The following is an 11,894-nucleotide window of genomic DNA, read 5'->3' as shown; positions in this document are numbered from 1 at the left end:
TCAGGTAAACCGTGAAAACAGGATAATGATAAATATAAGCATATAAAAATGAGTGGCGCTAATGCGTCCGGCTATTTAGAATCGCGCACCATGAAAACTGAGACCCCAACCGTAAAAATGGTTGCCATTGCTGCTGATGAAGCGGGGCAACGTATCGACAACTTTTTGCGTACGCAATTGAAAGGCGTACCGAAGAGCATGATTTATCGCATCCTGCGTAAAGGCGAGGTGCGGGTAAACAAAAAGCGCGTGAAGCCGGAGTATAAGCTGGAAGCGGGCGATGAAGTCCGTATCCCGCCGGTACGCGTGGCGGAGCGTGAAGAAGAGGCGGTATCGCCGCACCTGCAGAAAGTGGCCGCGCTCTCTGAGGTGATCCTCTATGAAGACGATCATATTCTGGTGCTCAATAAGCCTTCTGGTACCGCGGTACACGGCGGCAGCGGCCTGAGCTTCGGCGTGATTGAAGGGCTGCGCGCCCTGCGCCCGGAGGCGCGCTTCCTTGAGCTGGTGCATCGTCTCGACCGGGATACCTCCGGCGTGCTGCTGGTGGCGAAAAAGCGCTCAGCGCTGCGTTCGCTGCACGAGCAACTGCGCGATAAAGGCATGCAGAAAGATTATCTGGCGCTGGTGCGCGGCCAGTGGCAGTCGCATACCAAAGTGGTCCAGGCCCCGCTGTTGAAGAATATTCTGCAGAGCGGGGAGCGCATCGTTCGCGTGAGTCAGGAAGGCAAGCCGTCGGAAACGCGCTTTAAAGTGGAAGAGCGTTACGAATTCGCCACGCTGGTGCGCTGCAGCCCGGTCACCGGCCGCACGCATCAGATCCGCGTTCATACCCAGTATGCCGGCCATCCTATCGCTTTTGACGACCGCTATGGCGACCGCGAGTTCGACAAGCAGCTGTCCGCTACCGGCTTAAACCGCCTGTTCCTGCACGCGGCGGCGCTGAAGTTTACCCACCCGGGGAGCGGGGAGGTGATGCGCGTTGAGGCGCCGCTGGACAACCAGCTGAAGCACTGTTTACAGGTGCTACGGAAGAGCAAATAAGCGCAACGGCGGAATCAGTTCCGCCGTTTTTTTTGCCTCAGCCTAACAGTGGGTTGTAGTTTTCACGGCGCAACATCTGACAGAGCGCGATTAAGGGTAAACCGACCAGGGTGTTCGGGTCGCGGCCTTCCAGCCGTTCGAACAGCGTAATGCCCAACCCTTCGCTCTTGAAACTCCCGGCGCACTGCAGCGGGTTCTCTTTGCGCACATAGCCTTCTATCTCTTTATCACTGAGATGGCGAAAGTGAACGTCAAAGGGTTCGCATTCGGTTTGCAGATGGCCGCTGGCAGAGTTGTACAGCGCCAGTCCGGTATAAAAGGTAATGATTGACCCGCTTGCCTTTCTTAACTGCCTGCGGGCATTTTCCTCGGTGTGCGGTTTGCCGGTGATTTCACCGTCCAGCACGCAAACCTGATCGGAGCCTATAATAAGGTGATTAGGGAAGCGTGTGGCCAGACTTTGCGCTTTGGCCTGCGCCAGCCGGGTGACAAGCTGACGTGCGGATTCATCAGGCCGGGGCGTTTCGTCGACGTCAGGCGCGGCACATTCAAACGGTAAACCCAGTTTTTCCAGCAGCATGCGCCGCCAGGGAGAGGTTGACGCGAGGATAAGATCAGACATATTTTTTCATCCACATATAGCGCTTCGCAGAGCATCATCTTAAACTATGCGCCGCAATGTGTGCGAATAAATGGCAAAAGGCAACCTGAGGCTGCCTTTTTCTTTGACTCTATGACATTACAAAGTTAATATGCGCGCCCTATGCAAAAGGTAAAATTACCCCTGACTCTTGATCCGGTACGCACGGCTCAAAAACGCCTTGATTACGAAGGCATCTATGCCCGCGATCAGGTTGAACGTGTAACCGATTCTGTAGTCAGCGTGGACAGCGATGTGGAATGCAGCATGTCGTTCGCTATCGATAACCAGCGTCTCGCCGTTATTACTGGCGATGCAAAGGTAACGGTAACTCTCGAATGCCAGCGTTGCGGGAAACCGTTCTCCCATCACGTCCACACCACGTATTGTTTTAGCCCCGTCAGAAATGACGAACAGGCCGAAGCACTACCGGAAGCGTATGAGCCGATTGAGGTTAACGAATTCGGTGAAATCGACCTGCAGGCAATGGTCGAGGATGAAATTATCCTCTCCCTGCCCGTAGTTCCGGTGCATGATTCTGAACACTGTGAAGTGTCCGACGCGGACATGGTCTTTGGCGAACTGCCTGAAGAGGCACAAAAACCAAACCCATTTGCCGTATTAGCCAGCTTAAAGCGTAAGTAATTGAGGAGTAAGGTCCATGGCCGTACAACAGAATAAACCAACCCGTTCCAAACGTGGCATGCGTCGTTCCCATGACGCGCTGACCGCAGTCACCAGCCTGTCTGTAGACAAAACTTCTGGTGAGAAACACCTGCGTCACCACATCACTGCCGACGGTTTCTACCGCGGTCGCAAGGTTATCGCTAAGTAATCACGCGATACTCGCAGGATTTCCCGTTGCAGGCCATGGCGGGCGTGTGCGTCCCTGGAAACTCGGTTAACCCGGTCGCTGGGGGCATTTATGCCCGGATTGTTGCGTCTGCAGCGTGAATATTCGCGGGTGCCAGCGTGATGAAGCTTAGTGAGGACTCCCCGGGCAACTGGGGAATCACCGAACCGGGCAGCGACGATACCTTGACACGTCTAACCCTGGCGTTAGATGTCATGGGGGGCGATTTCGGCCCATCCGTGACGGTGCCTGCAGCACTGCAGGCACTGAACTCTAATTCGCAACTCACACTTCTTTTAGTCGGCGATCCCGACGCCATCACGCCATTACTCGCCAAAGCTGATTTCGAACAACGTTCGCGTCTGCAGATCATTCCTGCGCAGTCAGTTATTGCCAGTGATGCGCGACCCGCACAGGCTATCCGCAGCAGTCGCGGAAGCTCAATGCGCGTGGCGCTGGAGCTTGTGAAAGAAGGGCGGGCGCAAGCCTGCGTCAGCGCTGGCAACACCGGCGCGCTGATGGGTCTGGCGAAACTGCTGCTCAAACCGATCGAAGGTATTGAGCGGCCGGCGCTGGTGACGGTTTTACCGCACCAGCAGAAGGGCAAAACCGTGGTGCTGGATCTCGGCGCCAACGTCGATTGCGACAGCACGATGCTGGTGCAGTTCGCGGTAATGGGCGCGGTGCTGGCGGAAGAAGTGGTCGGCATTGCCAACCCCCGCGTCGCTTTGTTGAACATCGGCGAAGAAGAGATGAAAGGCCTCGGCAGCATCCGCGATGCTGCCGCAGTGCTCAAAACGCTGCCTTCCCTCAACTACATCGGCTATCTTGAAGCCAATGAACTGTTGACCGGAAAAACCGATGTGCTGGTTTGTGATGGATTCACGGGCAACGTCACATTAAAAACCATGGAAGGTGTTGTCAGAATGTTCCTTTCACTGCTGAAATCTCAGGGAGAGGGCAAAAAACGGTCGTGGTGGCTGCTGTTACTAAAACGTTGGTTACAAAAAAGCCTGGCGAGGCGATTCAGTCACCTCAACCCCGACCAGTATAATGGCGCCTGTCTGTTAGGATTGCGCGGTTCCGTGATCAAGAGTCATGGTGCTGCCAATCAACGCGCCTTTAGCGTCGCGATAGAGCAGGCAGTGCAGGCGGTGCAGCGGCAGATCCCTCAGCGGATCGCCGCGCGCCTGGAATCTTTATACCCAGCTGGTTTCGAGCTGCCGGAAAGCGACAGTGACGTGAACGCCCGACAGCAAAGCGGGACGAATGGCCACGATTGACGCCGCGGCGGTTGAACGAGGCGGGTATATCACCCAAGAGTGACTGAGCGTACATGTATACGAAGATTATTGGTACCGGCAGCTATCTGCCCGAGCAAGTGCGTACAAACGCCGACCTGGAAAAAATGGTAGAAACCTCTGACGAGTGGATTGTCACCCGCACAGGTATCCGTGAGCGTCGTATTGCCGCAGCGCATGAAACAGTTGCTACGATGGGCTTTGAAGCCGCAAAGCAGGCGCTGGCGATGGCGGGCGTGTCCGCGGAGCAAATTGGTCTGATTATCGTTGCGACCACCTCCGGCACGCACGCGTTTCCGAGTTCTGCATGCCAGATCCAGTCAATGCTGGGCGTTAAGGGTTGCCCGGCGTTTGATGTCGCCGCCGCCTGCGCCGGTTTCACCTATGCGCTAAGCGTCGCCGATCAGTATGTGAAGAACGGCGCGGTAGATTATGCGCTGGTTGTTGGCGCCGATGTGCTGGCGCGCACCTGCGATCCGGCGGATCGCGGAACGATTATTATTTTCGGCGACGGCGCCGGCGCGGTTGTGCTGGGCGCCTCCGAAGAGCCGGGCATTATCTCGACGCATCTGCATGCCGACGGCAGCTATGGCGAACTGCTGACCCTGCCGAACGCCGATCGTGTCGATCCGGAAAACCCGATCTATCTGACGATGGCCGGCAACGAAGTCTTCAAAGTGGCGGTCACCGAGCTGGCGCACATCGTTGATGAGACGCTGGCAGCGAATAATCTTGAACGTTCAGCGCTGGACTGGCTGGTGCCGCATCAGGCTAACCTGCGTATTATCAGCGCGACGGCGAAGAAACTGGGTATGTCGATGGATAACGTCGTTGTGACCCTCGACCGCCATGGCAACACCTCCGCGGCGTCAGTCCCTTGCGCGCTGGATGAGGCCGTCCGCGATGGCCGTATTCAGCGCGGTCAGCTGATTTTGCTGGAAGCCTTTGGTGGCGGTTTCACCTGGGGTTCCGCGCTGGTTCGTTTTTAGTATAAGGATTTAAACATGACGCAATTCGCATTTGTGTTCCCGGGGCAGGGCTCTCAGGCCGTAGGCATGCTGGCCGAAATGGCTGCCGCCTGGCCGGTCATTGAAGAGACCTTCGGTGAAGCTTCCGCAGCGTTGGGTTACGATCTGTGGGCGCTGACGCAACAGGGCCCGGCAGAAGAACTGAATAAGACCTGGCAGACTCAACCGGCGCTGCTCGCCGCCTCCGTGGCGCTGTACCGCGTCTGGCAACAGCAGGGCGGCAAAGCGCCAGCGCTGCTGGCGGGTCACAGCCTCGGCGAATACTCCGCGCTGGTATGCGCGGGCGTTATCGGTTTCGCTGATGCCGTTCGCCTGGTTGAGCTGCGTGGTAAATTCATGCAGGAAGCCGTACCGGAAGGTACCGGCGCCATGTCCGCGATTATCGGTCTGGACGACGCCGCTATCGCCAAAGCCTGTGAAGAATCTGCCGAAGGGCAGGTGGTCTCTCCGGTGAACTACAATTCCCCGGGCCAGGTGGTTATCGCCGGGCACAAAGAGGCCGTTGAACGCGCTGGCGCCGCCTGTAAAGTCGCCGGCGCCAAACGCGCGCTGCCGCTGCCGGTGAGCGTGCCGTCCCACTGCGCGCTGATGAAGCCAGCCGCAGAAAAACTGGCGGTAGAGCTGCAGAAAATCACCTTCAACGCGCCGACGATTCCGGTGGTGAATAACGTCGACGTGAAGTGCGAAACCGCGCCGGACGCCATTCGCGACGCGCTGGTGCGCCAGCTGTACAGCCCGGTGCAGTGGACCAAAACCGTTGAGTTTATGGCTGCCGAGGGCGTATCGCACCTGTATGAGGTTGGCCCGGGTAAAGTCCTCACCGGCCTGACCAAACGTATTGTTGACACCCTGACCGCTTCCGCGCTTAACGAGCCGGCGGCGATGTCTGCGGCGCTTGAGCAATAAAAGAGGAAAACCATGAGTTTTGAAGGAAAAATCGCGCTGGTTACCGGTGCAAGCCGCGGTATTGGCCGCGCTATCGCTGAAACGCTCGTCGCCCGTGGCGCGAAAGTTATCGGTACTGCGACCAGCGAAAGCGGCGCGCAGGCGATCAGCGACTATTTAGGCGCCAATGGTAAAGGTCTGATGTTGAATGTGACCGACCCGGCATCTATTGAATCTGTTCTGGAAAATGTGCGCGCAGAGTTTGGCGAAGTGGATATCCTGGTGAATAATGCCGGGATCACTCGCGACAATCTGTTAATGCGCATGAAAGATGACGAGTGGAACGATATTATCGAAACCAACCTGTCATCGGTTTTCCGTCTGTCAAAAGCGGTAATGCGCGCTATGATGAAAAAGCGTCATGGACGTATTATCACTATCGGTTCTGTGGTTGGTACCATGGGAAATGCGGGTCAGGCCAACTACGCCGCGGCGAAAGCGGGTCTGATCGGCTTCAGTAAATCACTGGCGCGTGAAGTTGCGTCCCGCGGTATTACTGTAAACGTTGTTGCTCCGGGCTTTATTGAAACGGACATGACGCGTGCGCTGACCGATGAGCAGCGTGCGGGTACGCTGGCGGCAGTTCCTGCGGGGCGCCTTGGCACCCCAAATGAAATCGCCAGCGCGGTTGCATTTTTAGCCTCTGACGAAGCAAGTTACATCACTGGTGAAACGCTGCACGTCAACGGCGGAATGTACATGGTCTGACCGAGATTTGTGCAAAACGTTCAGGAACCGCGCACTTCGCACGGTTCTCTGTGCGGTTTTGTGCGAAAAGATTTGCGTTCTTAGGGCAAACGGCCTCAAAATAGCGCAAAATCGTGGTAAGACCTGCCGGGATTTAGTTGCAAATTTTTCAACATTTTATACACTACGAAAACCATCGCGAAAGCGAGTTTTGATAGGAAATTTAAGAGTATGAGCACTATCGAAGAACGCGTTAAGAAAATTATCGGCGAGCAGCTGGGCGTTAAGCAGGAAGAAGTTACCAACAATGCTTCCTTCGTTGAAGACCTGGGCGCTGATTCTCTTGACACCGTTGAGCTGGTAATGGCTCTGGAAGAAGAGTTTGATACTGAGATTCCGGACGAAGAAGCTGAGAAAATCACCACCGTTCAGGCTGCCATTGATTACATCAACGGCCACCAGGCGTAAGTGAACATCTCCAGGCGGTCATTCGACCGCCTGAGTTTTATCTTTTTTTTGTCCCACAAGAATCTATTTTCCCTCCCTGGAGGACAAACGTGTCTAAGCGTCGTGTAGTTGTGACCGGACTGGGCATGTTGTCTCCTGTCGGCAATACCGTAGAGTCTACCTGGAAAGCTCTCCTTGCCGGTCAGAGTGGCATCAGCCTGATCGACCATTTCGATACTAGCGCCTATGCAACGAAATTTGCTGGCTTAGTAAAGGATTTTAACTGTGATGACATTATCTCGCGCAAAGAACAGCGCAAGATGGATGCCTTCATTCAATATGGAATTGTCGCTGGCGTTCAGGCCATGCAGGATTCTGGCCTTGAAGTGACGGAAGAGAATGCAACCCGTATTGGCGCCGCTATCGGCTCCGGTATCGGCGGTCTCGGCTTGATCGAAGAAAACCACAGTTCGCTGGTTAACGGCGGACCGCGCAAGATCAGCCCATTCTTCGTTCCTTCCACAATTGTTAACATGGTGGCCGGACATCTGACCATCATGTTTGGTCTGCGTGGGCCAAGTATCTCTATCGCGACCGCGTGTACTTCAGGCGTGCACAACATCGGCCAGGCCGCGCGCATCATCGCCTATGGCGATGCCGATGCGATGGTGGCAGGCGGCGCGGAAAAAGCCAGCACCCCGCTTGGCGTGGGCGGCTTCGGCGCGGCGCGTGCGCTCTCCACGCGCAATGACAACCCGCAGGCGGCGAGCCGTCCGTGGGATAAAGATCGTGACGGCTTCGTGCTGGGAGACGGCGCGGGTATGGTGGTGCTGGAAGAGTACGAGCATGCCAAAAAACGCGGCGCCAAAATCTACGCCGAGATCGTTGGCTTCGGCATGAGCAGCGATGCTTACCACATGACGTCACCGCCGGAAGATGGCGCGGGCGCCGCGCTGGCAATGGTGAATGCTATTCGCGATGCGGGCATCGAACCGGGCCAGATCGGCTACGTCAACGCCCACGGCACCTCGACGCCGGCTGGCGATAAAGCGGAAGCGCAGGCGGTTAAGTCTGTCTTCGGTGATGCGGCGAGCCGCGTACTGGTGAGCTCTACCAAATCCATGACCGGGCATCTGCTGGGTGCGGCAGGGGCGGTAGAGTCGATTTACTCTATCCTGGCGCTGCGCGATCAGGCGGTTCCGCCGACGATCAACCTCGACAACCCGGATGAAGGCTGCGACCTCGACTTCGTTCCACACGAAGCGCGTCAGGTTTCCGGTATGGAGTACACCCTGTGCAACTCCTTCGGCTTTGGCGGCACTAACGGTTCGCTGATCTTCAAAAAAGTGTGACAGGGCTTGCCCCGGTACTGCTTTAACAAAAGGCCCGTTCGTCGGGCCTTTTTTATTCAGCTTTCTCCCCTTGTTCTCTGCTCTGGGTCCTGACACACTGACCGACCAGTGAAAAGGAGTCCTTTATGTTCTTGATAAACGGCGTTGTACAGGACACGTTGGCAGCGAACGATCGCGCCATCCAGTTTGGCGACGGCTGTTTTACCACCGCCCGCATCCAGCAAGGGCAGGTTGCGCTACTGGACGCCCATCTGCAGCGTTTACAGACAACCTGTGAAAAATTACATATCCCATTTAACGACTGGCTGACGCTGAGCGAAGAGATGCAGCGTCTGGCTCGGCCGCACGCGCAGGGCGTGCTCAAGGTGACTCTCACCCGCGGCGTTGGGGGAAGGGGATACAGTACGGCAGGCTGCGTGTCGCCCACTCGCATTCTCAGCTTCTCTCCATTCCCGGCGCATTATGCGCGCTGGCGGGAGGAGGGCATTACTCTGACCCAGAGTCCGGTGCCCCTGGGGCGCAACTCCTGGCTTGCCGGCCTGAAGCACCTTAATCGCCTTGAGCAGGTGCTGATCCGCTCTCATCTTGAGCAGACGGACGCCGATGAGGCGCTGGTCCTTGACAGTGACGGGTGGCTTACGGAATGCTGTGCCGCGAATTTATTCTGGCGTCAGGGACGTGATGTATTTACTCCGCGACTCGATTATGCCGGGGTCAACGGCATTATGCGGCAGCGCTGTATCGCGCAGCTGGCACCATCGACGTTTCGCGTTGTCGAAGTGACAGCGCGTCCCGAGACGTTGCGGGAGGCCGATGAAGTGCTGATCTGCAATGCGCTGATGCCGCTGGTGCCGGTTCGCCGCTGGGAGGAGACCACCTGGTCCTCGCGTGAGCTTTACCATTTTTTAGCCCCTTTGTGTGAGCTGTCTGGTTAGTATGAAGAAAATGTTACGTTTTATCCTGTTGCTGGTCGTGCTGTTGGGCATCGCCGCGGCGGCAGGCATGTGGAAGGTACGCCAGCTGGCGGACAGCAAGCTGCTGATTAAGGAAGAGACCATCTTTACCCTCGAAGCCGGCACCGGCCGGCTGGCGCTGGGCCAGGATCTCTATCGCGAGAAGGTGATCAATCGCCCGCGCGTTTTCCAGTGGCTGCTACGGGTGGAACCTGAGCTGTCGCACTTCAAGGCCGGGACCTATCGCTTCACGCCGCAAATGACGGTGCGCGAGATGTTGCAGCTGCTGGCCAGCGGCAAAGAGGCGCAGTTTCCGCTGCGCTTTGTCGAAGGCATGCGCGTCAGCGACTACCTGCGCCAGCTGCGCGATGCCCCGTACGTGAAGCACACGCTTGAAGACGATAGCTACGCGACGGTGGCTAAGGCATTAGGTCTTGAGCATGCCGACTGGGTAGAGGGCTGGTTCTGGCCGGATACCTGGATGTACACCGCCAACACCAGCGATATCGCCATCCTCAAGCGCGCGCATCAGAAAATGGTCGCCGAAGTGGCGAAGGTCTGGGAAGGACGGATGGAGAATCTGCCCTATGCCGATCAGAACCAGCTGTTGACCATGGCCTCGATTATTGAAAAAGAGACCGCGGTAGCGGAAGAGCGCGACCGCGTCGCGTCGGTATTTATCAACCGCCTGCGCATCGGTATGCGCTTGCAGACCGATCCGACCGTAATCTACGGGATGGGCGAAGGATATACTGGTAAGTTAACGCGTAAGGATCTCGAGACGCCGACCGCATACAATACTTATACCATCAGCGGTTTGCCGCCGGGCCCTATCGCGGTGCCGGGCGAGGCCTCGCTGAAGGCGGCCGCCCATCCGGCGAAAACGCCATATCTTTATTTCGTCGCCGACGGGAAGGGGGGCCATACGTTTACCACAAACCTGGTCAGTCATAACCGTGCGGTGCAGGATTATCTGAAAGTACTTAAGGAAAAAAATGCGCAGTAACTATATCGTCATCGAGGGGCTGGAGGGCGCCGGGAAGACCACCGCACGTCAACTGGTGGTGGAGACGCTGCAGTCGGCGGGTATTCACGATATGGTGTTTACCCGCGAGCCGGGGGGCACAATCCTTGCCGAAAAACTGCGTAGCCTGGTGCTGGATATCCAGTCCACGGGCGATGAAGTGATTAACGATAAAGCGGAAGTGCTGATGTTTTACGCGGCGCGCGTCCAGTTGGTGGAGACCGTGATTAAGCCCGCGCTGGCCCGCGGCCAGTGGGTGATCGGCGATCGTCACGATCTGTCGACGCAGGCCTATCAGGGCGGCGGCCGGGGAATTGACCGCACGATGCTGGCGACGCTGCGCGACGCGGTACTCGGTGATTTTCGCCCCAATCTGACGCTGTATCTCGACGTCACGCCGGAAGTGGGGCTGCAGCGCGCCCGGGCCCGCGGCGAGCTGGATCGCATTGAGCAGGAGTCCATGAACTTTTTCAACCGTACCCGCGCGCGCTATCTTGAGCTGGCCGCCGCCGATCCTTCTATCCGCACGGTTGACGCAACTCAGCCGCTGGATGCCGTGGCGCGCGACATTCGCGCCACGATCGCCCAGTGGATGGCGGAGCAAGCGGCATGAAATGGTATCCGTGGCTGCGCCCCTCGTTCGAGCAACTGGTCGGTAGCTATCAGGCCGGACGAGGCCACCACGCCTTACTGTTACAGTCCCTGAACGGGATGGGCGGCGAGGCGTTGATTTACGCGCTGTGCCGCTTCCTGATGTGCCGCCAGCCCGAAGGACATAAAAGCTGCGGCCACTGCCATAGCTGTCAGCTGATGCAGGCCGGCACGCACCCCGATTACTATGCGCTCAGCCCCGAGAAGGGCAAGAGCGCGCTGGGTATTGACGCGGTGCGCGATGTCAATGAAAAGCTCTATGAACATGCGCGCCTTGGTGGGGCAAAAGTGGTCTGGATTAGCGATGCTGCCTTGCTGACCGATGCCGCCGCCAACGCGTTGCTGAAAACGCTGGAGGAGCCCCCGGAGAATACCTGGTTCTTCCTCGCCTGCGAGGAGCCGGCGCGTCTGCTGACCACTCTGCGCAGCCGCTGTCGCCTGCATCATCTGGCGCCGCCGTCTGAGCCTTATGCTCTGGCCTGGCTGGAGCGTGAGGTGAGCCTGCCGCAGGAGTCATTGTTGACCGCGTTACGCCTGTGCGCCAGCGCGCCGGCTGCGGCGCTCGAACTGTTACAGGAACCGCTGTGGACGGCGCGGCAGCAGTTGTGTCAGGCGCTGGCGGCTACCCTGGCGAGCGGTGACTGGCTGGCGCTGCTGCCGATACTCAATCATGAACAGGCGGCGGTTCGCCTGCACTGGCTGGCGTCGCTACTGGTCGATGCGCAAAAACGACAGCAGGGGATTACCCTGGTGAGTAACCCTGACGTCTGGCCGCTGCTGGAGCAGCTGGCGCACAGCCTGCCCGCCGCCCGGCTGCAGGCGATTGCCCATGACGTCTGTACCTGCCGCGAGCAATTGCTCAACGTTGTCGGTGTCAACCGCGAACTGCTGCTTACCGAGCGCCTGCTGCGCTGGGAACATTACCTGCAACCCGGGACGGGTTTACCCGCCTCCCACCTCTGAGTGAGA

Annotated in this window: 14 protein-coding genes; 13 read left to right on the top strand and 1 reads right to left on the bottom strand. The window is 57.7% G+C overall.

The window, feature by feature from the left end; translation table 11 throughout:
* The first annotated feature begins 90 nt into the window (after positions 1 to 90).
* Positions 91 to 1,044, top strand: a complete 954-nt coding sequence (gene rluC / locus ACR809_RS15875) for a 23S rRNA pseudouridine(955/2504/2580) synthase RluC (protein WP_002899271.1) — start codon at positions 91 to 93, stop codon at positions 1,042 to 1,044.
* Between the two features lie 37 nt (positions 1,045 to 1,081).
* Here the strand turns inward: rluC and ACR809_RS15870 are convergent, their stop codons facing one another.
* Positions 1,082 to 1,666 carry a Maf family protein gene (locus ACR809_RS15870; RefSeq protein WP_002899273.1) on the bottom strand — a complete coding sequence of 195 codons (585 nt, stop codon included), beginning with the start codon at positions 1,664 to 1,666 and terminating at the stop codon, positions 1,082 to 1,084.
* 141 nt (positions 1,667 to 1,807) lie between these two features.
* Here ACR809_RS15870 and yceD point away from each other — a divergent pair, with 141 nt between their 5' ends.
* The 12 genes from yceD (at position 1,808) to holB (ending at position 11,888) form a co-directional block, all read left to right on the top strand.
* Positions 1,808 to 2,329, top strand: coding sequence for a 23S rRNA accumulation protein YceD (yceD, locus tag ACR809_RS15865; protein WP_002899276.1), 522 nt, complete (start codon positions 1,808 to 1,810; stop codon positions 2,327 to 2,329).
* A 16-nt stretch (positions 2,330 to 2,345) separates the two neighbouring features.
* The gene (gene rpmF / locus ACR809_RS15860; RefSeq protein ID WP_000290724.1) at positions 2,346 to 2,519 is read left to right on the top strand and encodes a 50S ribosomal protein L32; all 174 of its coding nucleotides are present in this window, start codon (positions 2,346 to 2,348) and stop codon (positions 2,517 to 2,519) included.
* A gap of 203 nt (positions 2,520 to 2,722) precedes the next feature.
* Entirely contained in the window at positions 2,723 to 3,820 is a 1,098-nt protein-coding gene (gene plsX / locus ACR809_RS15855) for a phosphate acyltransferase PlsX (RefSeq protein ID WP_004224085.1), read from the top strand.
* Between the two features lie 53 nt (positions 3,821 to 3,873).
* Positions 3,874 to 4,827 carry a beta-ketoacyl-ACP synthase III gene (locus ACR809_RS15850; protein ID WP_002899288.1) on the top strand — a complete coding sequence of 318 codons (954 nt, stop codon included), beginning with the start codon at positions 3,874 to 3,876 and terminating at the stop codon, positions 4,825 to 4,827.
* Between the two features lie 15 nt (positions 4,828 to 4,842).
* The gene (gene fabD, locus ACR809_RS15845) at positions 4,843 to 5,772 is read left to right on the top strand and encodes an ACP S-malonyltransferase (protein ID WP_122051420.1); all 930 of its coding nucleotides are present in this window, start codon (positions 4,843 to 4,845) and stop codon (positions 5,770 to 5,772) included.
* A 12-nt stretch (positions 5,773 to 5,784) separates the two neighbouring features.
* Positions 5,785 to 6,519 carry a 3-oxoacyl-ACP reductase FabG gene (gene fabG / locus ACR809_RS15840; RefSeq protein WP_002899294.1) on the top strand — a complete coding sequence of 245 codons (735 nt, stop codon included), beginning with the start codon at positions 5,785 to 5,787 and terminating at the stop codon, positions 6,517 to 6,519.
* A gap of 210 nt (positions 6,520 to 6,729) precedes the next feature.
* Positions 6,730 to 6,966 carry an acyl carrier protein gene (gene acpP / locus ACR809_RS15835; RefSeq protein WP_000103754.1) on the top strand — a complete coding sequence of 79 codons (237 nt, stop codon included), beginning with the start codon at positions 6,730 to 6,732 and terminating at the stop codon, positions 6,964 to 6,966.
* An 89-nt stretch (positions 6,967 to 7,055) separates the two neighbouring features.
* On the top strand, positions 7,056 to 8,297 hold the full coding sequence (fabF, locus tag ACR809_RS15830) for a beta-ketoacyl-ACP synthase II (protein WP_002900666.1): 1,242 nt from the start codon (positions 7,056 to 7,058) through the stop codon (positions 8,295 to 8,297).
* A 125-nt stretch (positions 8,298 to 8,422) separates the two neighbouring features.
* The gene (pabC, locus tag ACR809_RS15825; RefSeq protein WP_004140684.1) at positions 8,423 to 9,232 is read left to right on the top strand and encodes an aminodeoxychorismate lyase; all 810 of its coding nucleotides are present in this window, start codon (positions 8,423 to 8,425) and stop codon (positions 9,230 to 9,232) included.
* A gap of 1 nt (position 9,233) precedes the next feature.
* The gene (gene yceG, locus ACR809_RS15820; protein ID WP_004176577.1) at positions 9,234 to 10,256 is read left to right on the top strand and encodes a cell division protein YceG; all 1,023 of its coding nucleotides are present in this window, start codon (positions 9,234 to 9,236) and stop codon (positions 10,254 to 10,256) included.
* Positions 10,246 to 10,887 carry a dTMP kinase gene (tmk, locus tag ACR809_RS15815; protein WP_002900674.1) on the top strand — a complete coding sequence of 214 codons (642 nt, stop codon included), beginning with the start codon at positions 10,246 to 10,248 and terminating at the stop codon, positions 10,885 to 10,887. Before yceG ends, tmk begins: the two co-directional genes overlap by 11 nt.
* Positions 10,884 to 11,888 carry a DNA polymerase III subunit delta' gene (gene holB, locus ACR809_RS15810; RefSeq protein WP_122051419.1) on the top strand — a complete coding sequence of 335 codons (1,005 nt, stop codon included), beginning with the start codon at positions 10,884 to 10,886 and terminating at the stop codon, positions 11,886 to 11,888. The genes tmk and holB overlap by 4 nt, the downstream gene beginning before the upstream one ends.
* Positions 11,889 to 11,894: the final 6 nt, after the last annotated feature.

The sequence above is a fragment of the Klebsiella sp. CD33 genome, assembly GCF_051992865.1.
Taxonomy (GTDB): Bacteria; Pseudomonadota; Gammaproteobacteria; order Enterobacterales; family Enterobacteriaceae; genus Klebsiella; species Klebsiella pneumoniae.
Note: the sequence above shows the minus strand (reverse complement) of the source record. Positions and strands in the feature narration are given on the sequence as shown.